The sequence below is a fragment of the Streptomyces sp. NPDC042371 genome (assembly GCF_056437465.1).
The window spans coordinates 63,230-76,701 of record NZ_JBWKAP010000020.1 but is presented as its reverse complement, the minus strand read 5'-3'; the positions used below and the strand labels follow the sequence as shown (position 1 = coordinate 76,701).

At 69.5% G+C, this 13,472-nt stretch carries 15 protein-coding genes; 5 read left to right on the top strand and 10 right to left on the bottom strand.

Annotated elements, in window-relative coordinates:
* The first annotated feature begins 29 nt into the window (after window positions 1–29).
* Complete coding sequence (locus AC068B_RS38105; protein ID WP_478676044.1) at window positions 30–1,055, top strand: glycoside hydrolase family 6 protein; 1,026 nt, start codon at window positions 30–32, stop codon at window positions 1,053–1,055.
* A 24-nt stretch (window positions 1,056–1,079) separates the two neighbouring features.
* On the opposite strand, the gene glxA is transcribed toward AC068B_RS38105, so the two are convergent.
* The 8 genes from glxA to AC068B_RS38065 form a co-directional block, all read right to left on the bottom strand.
* Complete coding sequence (gene glxA / locus AC068B_RS38100) at window positions 1,080–3,047, bottom strand: radical copper oxidase GlxA (RefSeq protein WP_478676043.1); 1,968 nt, start codon at window positions 3,045–3,047, stop codon at window positions 1,080–1,082.
* A 3-nt stretch (window positions 3,048–3,050) separates the two neighbouring features.
* Window positions 3,051–4,844, bottom strand: coding sequence for a glycosyltransferase family 2 protein (locus tag AC068B_RS38095; protein ID WP_478676042.1), 1,794 nt, complete (start codon window positions 4,842–4,844; stop codon window positions 3,051–3,053).
* A gap of 342 nt (window positions 4,845–5,186) precedes the next feature.
* Window positions 5,187–5,840: a TetR/AcrR family transcriptional regulator gene (locus AC068B_RS38090; protein ID WP_478676041.1), complete on the bottom strand. Its 654-nt coding sequence runs from the start codon at window positions 5,838–5,840 to the stop codon at window positions 5,187–5,189.
* Entirely contained in the window at window positions 5,837–6,526 is a 690-nt protein-coding gene (locus AC068B_RS38085) for a DUF4166 domain-containing protein (RefSeq protein WP_478676040.1), read from the bottom strand. The genes AC068B_RS38090 and AC068B_RS38085 overlap by 4 nt, the downstream gene beginning before the upstream one ends.
* Window positions 6,523–7,242: a hypothetical protein gene (locus tag AC068B_RS38080; RefSeq protein ID WP_478676039.1), complete on the bottom strand. Its 720-nt coding sequence runs from the start codon at window positions 7,240–7,242 to the stop codon at window positions 6,523–6,525. Before AC068B_RS38080 ends, AC068B_RS38085 begins: the two co-directional genes overlap by 4 nt.
* A 139-nt stretch (window positions 7,243–7,381) precedes the next feature.
* Window positions 7,382–7,639, bottom strand: coding sequence for a hypothetical protein (locus tag AC068B_RS38075; protein WP_478676038.1), 258 nt, complete (start codon window positions 7,637–7,639; stop codon window positions 7,382–7,384).
* 106 nt (window positions 7,640–7,745) lie between these two features.
* Window positions 7,746–8,039 (bottom strand): MTH1187 family thiamine-binding protein, encoded by a 294-nt coding sequence (locus AC068B_RS38070; RefSeq protein WP_359353694.1) that lies wholly within the window; start codon window positions 8,037–8,039, stop codon window positions 7,746–7,748.
* A complete protein-coding gene (locus AC068B_RS38065) occupies window positions 8,036–8,386 on the bottom strand; it encodes a DUF3817 domain-containing protein (protein ID WP_356256596.1) in 351 nt (116 codons plus the stop codon). The genes AC068B_RS38070 and AC068B_RS38065 overlap by 4 nt, the downstream gene beginning before the upstream one ends.
* Before the next feature lie 167 nt (window positions 8,387–8,553).
* On the opposite strand from AC068B_RS38065, the gene AC068B_RS38060 reads away from it, so the two are divergent.
* The 4 genes from AC068B_RS38060 to AC068B_RS38045 all read left to right on the top strand — a co-directional run bounded on the left by AC068B_RS38060 (window position 8,554) and on the right by AC068B_RS38045 (window position 11,284).
* Window positions 8,554–9,192 carry an AIM24 family protein gene (locus AC068B_RS38060; RefSeq protein WP_478676037.1) on the top strand — a complete coding sequence of 213 codons (639 nt, stop codon included), beginning with the start codon at window positions 8,554–8,556 and terminating at the stop codon, window positions 9,190–9,192.
* Between the two features lies 1 nt (window position 9,193).
* Window positions 9,194–9,877, top strand: a complete 684-nt coding sequence (locus AC068B_RS38055) for an AIM24 family protein (RefSeq protein ID WP_478676036.1) — start codon at window positions 9,194–9,196, stop codon at window positions 9,875–9,877.
* A gap of 56 nt (window positions 9,878–9,933) precedes the next feature.
* A complete protein-coding gene (locus AC068B_RS38050; protein WP_478676035.1) occupies window positions 9,934–10,689 on the top strand; it encodes an AIM24 family protein in 756 nt (251 codons plus the stop codon).
* Between the two features lie 118 nt (window positions 10,690–10,807).
* Window positions 10,808–11,284, top strand: a complete 477-nt coding sequence (locus AC068B_RS38045; protein WP_055564215.1) for a MarR family winged helix-turn-helix transcriptional regulator — start codon at window positions 10,808–10,810, stop codon at window positions 11,282–11,284.
* A 28-nt stretch (window positions 11,285–11,312) separates the two neighbouring features.
* Here the strand turns inward: AC068B_RS38045 and AC068B_RS38040 are convergent, their stop codons facing one another.
* Window positions 11,313–12,749: a sensor histidine kinase gene (locus AC068B_RS38040; RefSeq protein WP_478676034.1), complete on the bottom strand. Its 1,437-nt coding sequence runs from the start codon at window positions 12,747–12,749 to the stop codon at window positions 11,313–11,315.
* On the bottom strand, window positions 12,746–13,411 hold the full coding sequence (locus tag AC068B_RS38035) for a response regulator transcription factor (protein WP_356256580.1): 666 nt from the start codon (window positions 13,409–13,411) through the stop codon (window positions 12,746–12,748). Before AC068B_RS38035 ends, AC068B_RS38040 begins: the two co-directional genes overlap by 4 nt.
* Window positions 13,412–13,472: the final 61 nt, after the last annotated feature.

Sequence of the window (13,472 nt, the reverse complement as noted above, 5' to 3'; positions counted from 1 at the left end):
TCACTGTCACCGTCGCCCTAGGGGGCTGGATGCACCGGCTGCTCCGCACGTTCACGGCACTGGCGGCGTTCGCCGCCCTCGGGCTCCCGGCAGGCTGCTCCTCCGACTCCGCGTCCGGCGCGAAGGAGGAGGCCGCCGTGCGCGGTCCCGCCACCGGGACCGACGCGCCGTCCCGGGGCGCGTTCTGGGTCGACCCGGACAGCCCCGCCGCACGCCAGGTGCAGCAGTGGGAGGAGCAGGGCCGCGAGCGGGACGCCGAGGCGCTCAAGCGCATCTCCCAGCAGCCGATGGCCGTGTGGCCCGCCGGGGACGACCCGGCGCCCGACATCGCGCAGGCGACGCGGGGCGCGGCGCAGGAGGGCCGCACGGCCGTGCTCGTCGCCTACAACATCCCGCACCGTGACTGCGGCCAGCACTCCGCGGGCGGCGCGGGCAGCGCGGGCCACTACCGGAACTGGGTGAACGCCTTCGCCGACGCGATCGGCGACGCGCCCGCGCTGGTCGTCCTCGAACCCGACGCGGTCCCGCACATCGTGGACGGCTGTACCCCGGCCGAGTACCACGCGGACCGCTATCAGCTCCTGTCGGAGGCGATCCAGCGGCTGAAGCGGCAGCCGAAGGTGAAGGTGTACCTCGACGCGGGGAACCCCGGCTGGATCTCCGACGCGGGCAAGCTCAGCGAGCCGCTGCGGAAGGCGGGCGTCGCGGAGGCCGACGGCTTCTCGCTGAACGTCTCCAACTTCCAGAGCGACGGGACGACCAAGGCGTACGGCCGCACGCTGTCGGCCACCGTCGGCGGCAAGCACTTCGTCATGGACACCAGCCGCAACGGCAGGGGCCCGCTGGCGGGCGACCGCCAGGACGCGTGGTGCAACCCGCCGGGACGCGGCCTCGGCACTCCGCCGACCGACCGCACGGGCGACCCGCTGGTCGACGCCGTCCTCTGGATCAAGCGCCCCGGCGACTCGGACGGCCCGTGCCGTGGCGGCCCGGCGGCGGGCAAGTGGTGGCCGGACTACGCCCTGGGGCTCGCCCGCAACGCGAAGGCGGCCTGAGCGGTTCGACGGCGGGGGCGGTCCTCAGTCCTCCGCGCCGACGTGGATCCACTTCGCCTCGGAGGACGTGCCGTCCGTGTCCGTCACGAACAGCATGTACCAGCCCGGCGGGACCAGTGCCGTGTCGCCCCGCGGCACGTCCACCGTCACCGAGTCCTTGCCCTTGCTGAGCCCCAGGGCGATCGAGCGCTGCTCGACGTCCGTCGTGTGGGTCACCGCGCTCGGCCGCATCAGACGGGCCGACGCGATCTTCTCGGGGTGGTCGGTCCTGAACTTCGCGCGGCCGTCCGCCGCCAGTTGCTCAGGGCCCTCGCCGAGCACCGGCCGCGTCTTGCCGCCCCGGTGCAGCGCGGGCGGCGTGAAGATCTCCATGCGCTGCTCGAAGTGGCCGAGCTTGGTGTTCTGCTCGTTGTCGTAGAGCGGGTCGGAGCCGAACGTGGCGACCCTGCCGTCGGGCAGGAGCAGCGCCTCCGAGTGGTAGTTGCGGCCCACCGCGGGCGACGCGGCCTCCTGGAACGCGTTCGCCTTGGGGTCGTAGAACTGCGCCTTGTGGATGTTGCTGGCGCTGCGACCGCGGTAGTCCGAGGCTCCGTTTGTCGTGAAGACGGAGTCGTTCGGCATGAGGACGCTGTTCAAGTAGCGCGTGCCCTGCGGAAGCTGGGGTCCTGTCTTGAAGGACGGGTTGTCCTCCTTGAGGTCGATCACGGCCGTGCGCCGCGTCGCCTTCTCCGACTCGCCCACTCCTCCGCCGCCGAGGATCATCACCTTCTGGTCCTGCGCGGGCGGCAGCAGCACGGACGCCGACGTCTCGGTCTGGTCGAGGTCCTCCAGGCCGGGGACCTTCTCGAACTTGTTCGTGTCCAGGTCCCACAGGCCCGGCGCCCGGCCCTTCTCCGCGGGCCCGTAACCGGCGTTCGAGGCGGGGTAGAAGAGCTTTCCGCCCTTGGTGAGGAAGAGCGCGGGGTACGTCGGGAAGTACCGCTTGGGCCCGTCCGTCCACTTCTTCGTCTTCGGGTCGTAGATCTCGTTGTCGCCTGGGTCGACGACGCCCACGTCGTCGAGTCCGGAGACCGCGAGCACCTTGCCGTCCTCCAGGCCGACGAGCGTCGGATACCAGCGGGCCTTGTCCATCGGCTCCACCGGGATGTACTTCTCGGCCTTGGGGTCGAACTCGTACGCCGCCTTGATCCCCTGGAAGTCCTGCTTCTCCATGTCGATCTTCTCGGCGATGCCGTAGGTGTTGTCGGCCTCCTCGCCGGTCAGACCTTCGATCTCGTACTGCGCGGACTTCTCGGTGACCGACTGCTCGCCGCTCTGGACCGCCTCTACGAAGACCCGTGTCTCGCTCGCCTTGATCTTCGTCTTCCAGGGCTGCATGACACCGGACTTGGAGTACGTGATCTCGAAGTCCCGCTTGGCCTTGGGCACTTCGACGTCGAACTTGCTGACGTACTCGACGCCCGACGGCGAGCGGAACGTGGTGCCCTTCTTGAGGACCACCGGCTTGTCCGGGTTCTCGTTCTTCACGCGCATGCCGCCACCGGCCCGCTCCACCTCGCCGTCGAGCAGCTCGTAGCGCGCGGTGCCGCCCGCCACCAGGAGGCGGCCGTCGGGGAGTTGAGCGTGCCCCGAGCAGAAGAAGTCTTCAGGCGTCTTGATCTTCTTGAAGGTGTCGTTCTTCGGATCCCACAGCACGGTGTCGAAGGACCCGGCGTCGAACTTCTTCTGCTCGTTGCCGGACCCCGCGACGATCAGCACCTTGCCGGTGTGGAGCAGCGCGGCGTGAATGGCGTTGGTGCGGAACTCCTCGGGGATATCGACCTGCTTCCAGGAGCCGTACTTCTTCTTGTAGCCCGGCTGGGAGATCTTGTACGCGTGGTACTTCTCCTCGGCGAAGGAGAGGGCGGCGGGCGCGTTCAGCCCGACGAGCAGTGCGCCCGCGCCGACTCCGATGAGCGTCTTCCTGGTGCGCTTCGAGGGCCGGTAGGCCATGGGTCAGTTCCCTCCTGTCGACGTGCCGGTGGCGAACGCCGGCTCCGGCTCGCCCTCCGCGGGTGCCTCTGTGCGCAGGCCCGCCCGCTGCTCCTGGACGCCCGCCTTGCGCGCCCTGCGCTCCCTGAGGAGGCCGAAGGCCCAGATCGAGACGGGCGCAAGGGAGATGACCATCGCGAGGACCGCCCAGGTGCGCATCGCCACGTGGGTGTGGCCGAGGACGAAGGACGCGGTCAGCGAGCTCGCCAGCACGACGGCCCAGAAGAGATGGATCCGGAAGGTGAGCAGCCGGTCCGGGCTCGCGTCACCGCCCTTGGGCGTCACGACGAAGCGGCTCGGCCTGCGCAGGACGGCCGCGCCGAGCGACTTGGCGTAGATGGGCGCGGAGAGCGCCGACATCGCCATCCCGGCCAGGCCTCCGGAGCCCTCGGGCTCGTGCGGGGACACGTTGTGCCTGCGGTTCCAGAGGTAGAGCCCCACCTGGAGGGCGGCGGCGTCGCTGTAGAGCATCAGCCAGACGGAAGCGGCGACCTGCGTCCCAGAGGCCCCGAACCAAAGGAACAGGACACAACTGAGAATGCCGAGCAGCCAGTTGACGGCCGTCATGGGGTAGTACACGAGCATCAGCGAGTACGAGAAGAGGCGGCCGGGCGGCATCGTGAACGGTGCCTTCCAGTACTGCTTGAACAGCGTCTCGTACGTGCCGCGCGACCAGCGCATCTGCTGCGTGAAGAAGTCCGTCCAGGAGGCCGGTCCCTCGCCCACGGCCAGCACGTCGGGGGTGTACACCGACCTCCAGTGCCGCTTCGTGGCCGGGTTGCGGTGGCGGTGCAGCTCGAAGCCCGTCGCCATGTCCTCGGTGATCGAGTCGTAGAGACCGCCGATCTGGGTGAGGGCGCTGATGCGCACGACGTTGTTGGTCCCCACGAACATGGGGGCGCGGTAGCGGTTGCCCGCGCGCTGGATCAGCGCGTGGAAGAGGAACTGCTGGGACTCGGCCGCCTTGGTCACCGGGGTGTCGTAGTTCCCGTACACCTGCGGCCCGACGACGAACGCGACGTCCGGGTCGCGGAAGTAGCCCATCATCCGCTCCAGGAAGTTGGGGAGCGGTACGTGGTCCGTGTCGACGGAGGCGAAGAAGTCGTACGCCTCGTGGTGCATCGCCAGCCAGGCGTTGTAGTTGCCGTGCTTGGTGCGGGCCTTGTGCGGCCCTTTTTTGCGGTTCCACTCCGGCACGCCGTTGCGGGTGAAGTGGCGGACGCCGAGCTCTTCGCAGAGGGCCTTGGCCTCGGGGCTGTCCCCCTCGTCGAGGAGCCACACGTCCAGGGGGCCGGGGTGGTGTATCCGGACGGCGCCCTCCAGGGTCGCCCGGACCATGGCCAGGGGCTCCTTGCCGGGAACGTACGTGGTGAGGAACGCGACGCGCGTGCCCTGCTCCGGACGCACGGGGATCGGATCCCGCGCGACCATGGTCGCGTGGGCGATCGATACGACATTGACGAGCATGAAGAGCTCGATCAGCCCGATCGCCACGAGCATCGTGATGTCGAGACCGATCAGCCAGCGGTCGCCGCCCTCGCGCTCGGTCCAGTGGGTGGGCCAGACGAGGTAGACGAGCAGGAGACCCGTGAGCACGGGGGCCAGGGTCATGAGCAGGACGGCACGTATTCGGTGCGGCTCACTGGCCAGAAGCTTCCGGTACCGAACGCGATAGCTCCCGCCTTCGCCGTCCGGCTCCGTGAGCGGTCCGGCGAGCGTGCTGTGGGTCTCGTAGTCGTAGCCCTCCGGCTGCCGCACAGCGCCCTCCAGGTTCTGGTGATCCGAGCCAATGCCCCGATACCCACACAAAAGTGGAGTTTCCCCGGCGTGTCGAACGGGGTTCGCCCGTGCGAGCGGTTTTATGGTGGCCGGTTTGGGTGGAGTTGCGGCGATGGCCGTGCTGTGGACAACACCCAGACTCACCTGCGGAGAGCGCCGCGGGACGCTCTCCACGGGACAGCCCCGCTCCCCCCACTCCCGCTGGACGTCGCGGGGCAAACGGGTGGACGGGTGGGAGACATCCGCCGCGAAGCGGCGGGCTTGAGGCCCCTACCCCGCAGCCCGTCGCAGAGCCACAAACACCGCCCCCCGCCCCCCCCCTCAGCCCCGCGCCTTCCGAAGGCGATGCCGAACAGCCCGCTGAGCCAACGGCCCCAGATCCTCAACCGCGGCGACAAGAAGAGAGAGCCCCTCGAGCGAATCGAGGGCCCGCTCCGTGCCCTCCGCATCGACCCCCTCGTACAACTCCATCCCCACGAACGACGCCGCCACCGCCCGCGCAAGCCCCACAGGATCCGCGAACTCCCCGAGGGGAGAGGCCGAAAGGACCCGGGTCAGGACCTTCTCGATCTCCTCGATCCAGAGGGCGAGGCCCGCCGCGGTCGCCGCCGCGAGCCTGGGCTGCGTCTGCGACCCCGCGAGCAGCTGCCCGAGCACCGCGACGTGCCCCGCCTCGCGCTCCTCCTCATGCATCTCGCGCCCGAAGGCGAGGAGTTCGGAGAGGGAGTCGATCCCCGAGAGACGCTCCCGGTACCGGGAGACCCGCTGCTCCGTACCGTGCCTGCACGCCGCGGCCAGCAGGTCGTCGACCGAGCCGAAGTGGTAGAAGACGAGCGCCTGATTGACCCCGGCGGTCGCCGCGATGTTGCGCGCGGACGTCTTGGCGATGCCCTGCTCCGTGAGGGTCCGCAGCGCCCCGTCGAGGAGCTTGGTCCGTGTCTCCAGGCTCTTGGCCGGGTCCTTGGCCGCACTCACGCGCGCGCCTCCTCGCGGACCGGCCGCAGTCCCGGCCGGACTCCGCAGGTACGGACGTCGGTGTACGTCGCCGAGAAGGACCCCTCGTAGCCGAAGAGCGGCCCGAAGTGGGGGTTGGTGACCCGGACCCGGATGCGGAAGCGGTCGGAGGCCTCGTCGTAGGACTCGCGGACCTCCGCGTCGCCGCCGATGAGGGACGGCACGCGGCAGTCGACCGGGCCCTCCCGGAAGCGGTGCGTGCCGGAGCGGATCAGGAGCGAGCCGTCGGGCTCAGCGCGGAAGTGGAGGTCGCTGGCGAGGTGCTGGTGCGTGCCGAGGTAGTCGAGCACGCGGTCGCCCTTGGGGCTCAGGACCATTTGGGCGTCGAAGCGGCGGGGGCCGCCGGGCAGGTCGAAGGTGCGCACGAAGGTCACCGTCTCACGGCCGTACGTGTCGGCGTACGGCACGTTCTCGATGACGAAGGGGACGTTCCTGCCCTGGCGCGGGACGAGGATGTTGCGGGTGCCGCCGAGCGCGAGGAACGGCTTCACGAATCCCCGCCCGTGCCAGATGCGGTCCATCACGCCCCGGCCCGTACAGGCCTCGCCGCTCGCGAGGCCGACGGAGAAGCGGCGCCGGAGCTGCGGGTGCAGCCGGTCGAAGTCGGCGCCCATCACGGTGCGGAAGATCGATGCGGGCTCGGTCATGGGTGCTGCTCCTTGGGCCCGGCGAGCGGGGTGAGGGTGGAGAGGATGCGCGGGTCGCGGGTGCGCGCCGGTGGCGTGCGCAGGCAGCGGCGGGCGGCCGGGGTGGTGGGCAGGGGCGGCAGCATCAGCATCAGGGCGGCCGTCGCGAGGGCCGTCATGGGGGCGAGGAGGACCGCGGCGGTCACGCACAGGACGCGGGCGGTGACATCCGCGACGGCGTGCAGCAGGGCGCGCTCCGGGGTGACGCCCCGCTCCAGCCAGAGCCTGAGGCGGTCGAAGGACCAGGCGGTCGCCCAGCCCATGAGGGGCCGGAAGAGCAGCCGGTCGACGATCTTCCCGAAGCGCCCCCAGCGCGGGCGGTAGTCGTATCCGGTGAGGAAGCGGATGCCGTCGCCGTCCTGCGCCGGTACGTAGCGCCAGTAGCCGCTGCCCTCTTCGAGGAGGGAGAGCGGGTGCGGCGACGCGAAGCGCAGGGCGGAGGTCCTGGTGCCGTCGGAACGCCGCCGCTCCCCCGCGGAGACCCCGGTACCGGCGATGGTCAGAAAGGGCAGCACGCGCGTGGCGTACCGGAAGTGCTGCGGCTCGCCCTCCTCGCACGGCAGGTAGTCGATCGCGGTGAACCGCAGGTCCCAGCGCTGGTGCTGGTCGGGTTCCTGGGTGCGGGCCCAGAGGTCGTCGAGATCGGCACGTATCCGCGCCTCGATGTACAAGCCCACGACAAACCCCCACGTCAGCACGTTTTTGAGCGACTGCTCAAACAGAAGGTAGCGCTGTTTGAGCAGTCGCTCAAGTCCGCAGGCATGCAAAAGCCCCGCACCTGATATCAGGTGCGGGGCCGGTAAAGCGGGGCGGCACTCAGCCCAGCGGAGGCAGGGCCTTCGAAGCGTGGTCGATGACGTTTCCGTTGGAGCAGTTGTTCTGGTGGTCGCTCACCCAGTCGCCGAGAACGGGCACCACAGCGACCTCCTGCAGACACACGGCCGCTGCCGTGAAGTTCCAGTTGTTCGCGGCGTTCACGCCCTCACCGAAGTTGCTGTCGTTGTCGGCGTGGGCAGGGGCGGCGAGGGCGACGCTGCCGAGGACGAGCCCGGCCATCACCATGATCTTCTTCATGCGCTGCCAACGAAGATCACGCGAAAACGTCACCGCGGCCCGACGGAAACACGCGGCTGCCCCCGCCCAGAAGGGCGGGGGCAGCCGATGCGGAACCGAGGCGCGCCTACGCGGACAGGTGGCGCTCCACCGTGTCGACCTTGGAGGTGAGCCCGTCCGTCACGCCGGGGCGGATGTCCGCCTTCATGACGACCGAGACGCGGGGCGAGCGTGCCTCCACCGCGGCGACGGCGCGCTTGATCACGTCCATCACCTCGTCCCACTCGCCCTCGATGGACGTGAACATGGCGTCGGTCCGGTTCGGCAGGCCCGACTCGCGGACCACGCGGACCGCGTCGGCGACGTACTCACCGACGTCCTCGCCGACCCCGAGCGGGGTCACGGAGAAGGCGACGATCATGCGTTCACGACGCCTTCCTGGCGGGCGCGCGAGGCGATCACCGCGGCCTCGGCCTCACGCTTCAGCCTGCGCTCGGCCATGAAGCCGCCGCCCGGGATGAACGAGTAGGCGAAGTACAGGGCGCCGGTCTTGAAGTCCCACTTCGTGCGGTTCCAGGCGTCGAGCCAGAAGAGCACGTAGAGGATGAAGAGCACACCGTGGATCGGGCCCAGCACCGGCGCCACGTTGAAGCCCTCGGCGACCGTGTACTTGATGATCGTGCAGACCAGCAGCACGATCCAGGAAATACCCTCGGGCACGGAGACCAGACGGAGGCGGCGGAGTGCGGAAGCGGTTTTGATGTCCACGGGTCACCTTCGGTGGGACGGACGACAGGCAGGGGGCGGGGCTCGGCGCCGCCGATCTTGTGAACGGACGCACAAGCGACCCCCATTGTGACATCGGGGTGTTCTCCGGGTTCGCTCAGGGCCCTTCACCCTGTTCTGGGTGGGTACGCGGCGGCTACCGTCGATTCGTGGCTACGTTCCGGCTCCAAGGGAGCAGAGTGCTCGCCGTCGACATGACGGGCGACGCCGTGAAGGCGAAGAACGGCTCAATGGTCGCGTACGACGGCCAGATGGCCTTCAAGAAGATGACCGGCGGCGGTGAGGGCATCCGCGGCATGGTGACCCGCCGCGTCACCGGCGAGCAGATGACGGTGATGGAGGTGAAGGGGCACGGCACGTGCTGGTTCGCCGACCGCGCCACCGAGATCAACCTCGTACACCTGCAGGGCGAGAAGCTCTACGTGGAAGCGAGCAACCTGCTCTGCACCGACGCAGGCCTGCGCACCGGCACCAGCTTCACCGGCCTGCGCGGCGCGACCCAGGGGAACGGCCTCTTCACGACGACCGTCGAGGGCACAGGCCAGGCGGCGATCGTCTCCGAAGGACCCGCGGTGGTGCTGCGCGTCTCCCGGCAGTATCCGCTGACGGTCGACCCGGGGGCGTACATCGCGCACCAGGGCAATGTGCAGCAGAGCTTTCAGTCCGGCGTCACGTTCCGCACCTTCATGGGCGAGGGCGGCGGCGAGGCCTTCCAGATCCGCTTCGAGGGCGACGGCCTGGTCTATGTACAGCCCAGCGAGCGAGCGACGATCGCAGGGGACGTGTGACATGCCCTTCCGTCAGATCAACTCGAAGATGATCGAGGCCACGGTCCAGCCGGGCACCAAGATCTTCAGCCAGCGCGGCGCCATGCTGGCCTACAAGGGAGAGGTCTCCTTCACCCCCAATGTGCAGGGCGGACAGGGCGGCATCGCCTCCATGATCGGGCGCCGCGTCGCGGGCGAGGCCACGCCCCTGATGACCGTGGAGGTCCCCCAAGGTCTTCATGACCAGGGAGGCACCCCCACCGGCACGGTCCTTTTCGGGCACGGCGGCCACCACATCCAGGTGATCGACCTCTCCGGAGACACCCTTTACGTGGAAGCGGACCGTCTGCTCGCCTTCGACGGCACACTCCAGCAGGGCACGATGTTCATGGGCTCCCAGGGCGGCGTCATGGGCATGGTGCGCGGCCAGGTCAGCGGTCAGGGCCTGTTCACCACGACCCTCAAGGGCCACGGCGCGGTCGCCGTCATGGCGCACGGCGGCGTCATAGAGGTGCCCATCACCCCGCAGCGCCCGGTCCACGTCGACCCGCAGGCGTATGTCGCGCACCACGGCGACGTGCGCAACAAGCTGTCCACGGCGCTCGGCTGGCGCGACATGGTGGGCCGCGGCTCCGGAGAGGCCTTCCAGCTGGAGCTGTCGGGAAGCGGCGCGGTGTACGTCCAGGCTTCGGAGGAGAAGCTGTGAACCCGAACGTCCCCAACGTCTCGACCCCCGCGGGCGCGCCCGCCGTCCTGGACCCCATGACGCTGCCGAGCGACGACAGCGTGAATCCGTACACCTTCTGCGTGGAGCTCAAGGGGAACCAGTGGTTCCTGCAGAAGGGCAAGATGATCGCGTACTACGGACGGATCGATTTCAACGGCATCGGACACGGCCGTCTCGACCGCCTGGTCCGGACCAGTTTTCATTCGCCGCTGCACGCGAGCGACTGGGTCGTGGCGGACGGCCAGGGCAAGATGCTCCTGTCCGACCGGGCCTTCGACGTGAATTCGTACGATCTCGAAGAGGGCAACCTGACCATTCGCTCGGGCAACCTCCTCGCTTTTCAGCCAACTCTCGCGCTGAAGCAGTCGATCGTTCCGGGCTTTCTGACACTCATCGGCACGGGCAAGTTCGTCGCCGCATCGAACGGCCCGGTTGTCTTCATGGAGCCCCCGATCCGCGTTGATCCACAGGCGCTCGTGGGGTGGGCCGACTGCCCTTCACCGTGCCATCACTACGACCACGGATACCTCACGGGCGTGATCGGAGGCGTGCGAGCACTGACCGGCATCGGCGGAACGTCCGGCGAGGAGCACCAGTTCGAGTTCGTGGGCGCCGGCACGGTCCTGCTCCAGTCCACCGAGGCGCTGATGCCCGATCGGGCATCGGGAGAGGTGCCGCACCAGGGGGGCGTACCCGGCGGACGGGGCACTCCGGGGCAACCGGGTCAGCAGCCGGGTGCACCGCGCCTTCCCGGACAACTGGGGGACCTCCAGCGTCGCTTCGGGCTGTGAGCGGTAGTCTGCGGAGTGTGACGGCGAACGCCTGTGCCCCTCCGCGAGGCGGGTTGTGCGAGGCGCGTCACATCCCACCATTCGTTCACCTTTCAACTTCTTAGGTAGAATCGATTCCATGGAGACCGAGACGGCCCCGCAGTGGCTGACCGACGAGGAACAGTGCGCTTGGCGCACCCACGTGGAGGTCAACAGGATGCTGACTTATCAGCTCGAAAAAGACCTTCAGCCGTTCAACCTGACCATGAACGACTACGACATTCTCGTGTACCTCTCCGAGTCGGAAGAGCTGCGGATGCGGATGAGCGACCTTGCCGCCGCGACCCTGCAGTCCAAGAGTCGCCTCTCCCACCAGATCACCCGCATGGAGAACGCGGGCCTGGTGCGCCGTGAGAACTGCGAGTCCGACCGGCGGGGGCTCTACACCGTCCTCACCGAGGAGGGCATGGAGACCATGCAGAAAGTGGCTCCGCACCACGTCGCCTCCGTGCGACGGCACTTCGTCGATCTCATCTCCGCCGAGGCCCTCGAAGACCTGCGCAAGGCCCTGACCCCGATCGCGGAACACCTGCGCTCCCAGCGCGGCAAGCCCTGATCCGCTCCGCCACGGCCCGCCGCACCCCTCATTCCGCCGACGACTGAGGGCTGGGCAGCCGCAGCTCGAACAGCGCACCCCCGGACGGCGCCGCCCGCACCACGAGCGTGCCGCCGTGCCGCACCGCCACGTCCCGCGCGATGGCGAGGCCGAGACCGGCCCCGCCCTCGTCGCGGGTCCGCGCGTCGTCGAGCCGCACGAACCGCTCGAAGATCCGCTCCCGCTCGCTCGCAGGCACGCCGCTTCCGTCATCGGACACCTCAAGGACCGCCCAGGCACCATCGCTCCGGGTGGTGACCGTGACGCGGGAGCGCGCGTGCCGCTGGGCGTTGTTCAGGAGGTTGCCGAGCACCCGCGCCAACTGGCTGCGGGAGCCCGCGACCTCGACACTCTTCAGGTCCGTGTGCACGTCGACGTGGTCCCGGTTGCGCTGCGAGAGCTCCTCGCGCGCGAAGGCCGCCAGGTCGACCCGCCCCTCGCCCGGCTTCTCCCCCGCGTCCAGACGGGCCAGGAGCAGCAGGTCGGCGGCGAGTTCCTGGAGCCGCACGGTGTCCTCGACCGCGCCGTCCACATCCAGCAACTCCGGGTGTGCGGCGCCCACTTCGAGCTGGGTGCGCAGCGAGGCGATGGGGCTGCGCAGCTCGTGCGAGGCGTCCGCGACGAACCGGCGCTGGCGCTCCACGGAGGTCTGCAGCGCGGTGAGCGTCTCGTTCGTGGTGCGGGCGAGGCGGGCGATCTCGTCGTGCGTGTCCGGCTCGGGCACGCGGCGCGCGAGGTCCTCCGACGCGGTGATCACGGACATCTCCGCGGTGATCGCGGCCACCGGGCGCAGGGCGCGCCGCGTCACCAGCCAGGTGACGCCCGCGACGACCGCGAGCAGCAGCGGGAACCCAATGAGCATCGCCGTCAACGCCGTGGACACCGCGCTCTTTTCGTCGGAGAGCGAGCCGCCCGCGTAGACGGTGAAGTCACCCTTGGGCGAGCTGACCTCGACGGCGGCGAAGCGGTACTCGGCGCTCTCGCCGTCGATGGTGGCGGAGCCCTGGGTGTACTTCGTCTCGTCGTCGACCTCCCCGTCCCCGCGGTCCTCCCGGTCCCCGCGGTCCTCACTGTCGCCGTCTTCCTTCTCCCCCGCTCCCCCGCGACCCGGCTGGACCTCGTCGACGCCCGTTCCGCTGATGCGCTGCAGGTCGTCGCTGGCCGCGACCAGCTTGCCGTCGCCGTCGACCACCTGGATGGGCTGCTCCTCGTCGTCCGGCAGGTCCAGGTCGCCGAACGAGCGGACCGTGAGGAGCTGCGAGGCGACCTTGCGGGCGGCCGAGTCGGCCCGGGAGCCCGCCTGGTCGGTGAGGTTGTCCCGCAGCGAGAGCAGCACGGCGGCGCCCGCGGCGACCAAGGCGAGGGCGACGACCAGGCTCGCGCCGAGCGTGGCCCTGGCCCGCACGGATCCGAACAGCCTGCTCATCGCGGGGCCTCCAGGCGGTATCCGGCGCCCCGCACGGTCTTGATGAGGGCCGCGCCGAGCTTGCGCCGCAGCGTGCTCACGTACACCTCGACGATGTTGGGATCGCCCTCGTACGCGAAGTCCCAGACGTGGTCCAGGATGTCGCCCTTGGAGACGACCTCGCCGGTCCGCAGCACCAGCTGCTCCAGGACGGCGAACTCCTTGGCGGTGAGGGTGACTTCGTCCGCGTCGCGGAAGACGCGGCGCGCGGCCGTGTCGACCTTCAGGTTCCCCAGGGTGTGGACCGGGGAGGGTCCCGCGGAGCCGCGGCGGCGCAGCAGCGCCTTCACGCGGGCGACCAGCACGACGTACGAGAAGGGCTTGGTGAGGTAGTCGTCCGCGCCGGTGTCGAGGCCCTCGGCCTCGTCGTACTCGCCGTCCTTCGCCGTGAGCATCAGGATCGGCACGTCGTGGCCCGCGGCGCGCAGCGTGGAGCAGACGCGGTAGCCGTTCATGCCGGGCAGCATGATGTCGAGGATCACCAGGTCGTACGTCCCCTCGCTCGCCCGGTGCAGTCCGTCGACGCCGTCGTGGACGACGTCGACGGCGAAGCCCTCGGCGGTCAGCCCCTTGGCGAGCGACAGGGCCAGCCGCTTTTCGTCCTCCACGATCAACAGGCGCATGCGTTCAGGGTGGCAGAGCGAAGCTGAAGAGTTCTTCAGGCGGCTTCAGCGTGCGTTCAGG

Coding starts and splice junctions, on each gene's coding strand:
- AC068B_RS38105 (WP_478676044.1), top strand. CDS start 30: ATGCACCGGCTGCTCCGCACGTTCACGGCACTGGCGGCGTTCGCCGCC.
- glxA (WP_478676043.1), bottom strand. CDS start 3,047: ATGGCCTACCGGCCCTCGAAGCGCACCAGGAAGACGCTCATCGGAGTC.
- AC068B_RS38085 (WP_478676040.1), bottom strand. CDS start 6,526: ATGACCGAGCCCGCATCGATCTTCCGCACCGTGATGGGCGCCGACTTC.
- AC068B_RS38075 (WP_478676038.1), bottom strand. CDS start 7,639: ATGAAGAAGATCATGGTGATGGCCGGGCTCGTCCTCGGCAGCGTCGCC.
- AC068B_RS38070 (WP_359353694.1), bottom strand. CDS start 8,039: ATGATCGTCGCCTTCTCCGTGACCCCGCTCGGGGTCGGCGAGGACGTC.
- AC068B_RS38055 (WP_478676036.1), top strand. CDS start 9,194: ATGCCCTTCCGTCAGATCAACTCGAAGATGATCGAGGCCACGGTCCAG.
- AC068B_RS38050 (WP_478676035.1), top strand. CDS start 9,934: ATGACGCTGCCGAGCGACGACAGCGTGAATCCGTACACCTTCTGCGTG.
- AC068B_RS38045 (WP_055564215.1), top strand. CDS start 10,808: ATGGAGACCGAGACGGCCCCGCAGTGGCTGACCGACGAGGAACAGTGC.
- AC068B_RS38040 (WP_478676034.1), bottom strand. CDS start 12,749: ATGAGCAGGCTGTTCGGATCCGTGCGGGCCAGGGCCACGCTCGGCGCG.
- AC068B_RS38035 (WP_356256580.1), bottom strand. CDS start 13,411: ATGCGCCTGTTGATCGTGGAGGACGAAAAGCGGCTGGCCCTGTCGCTC.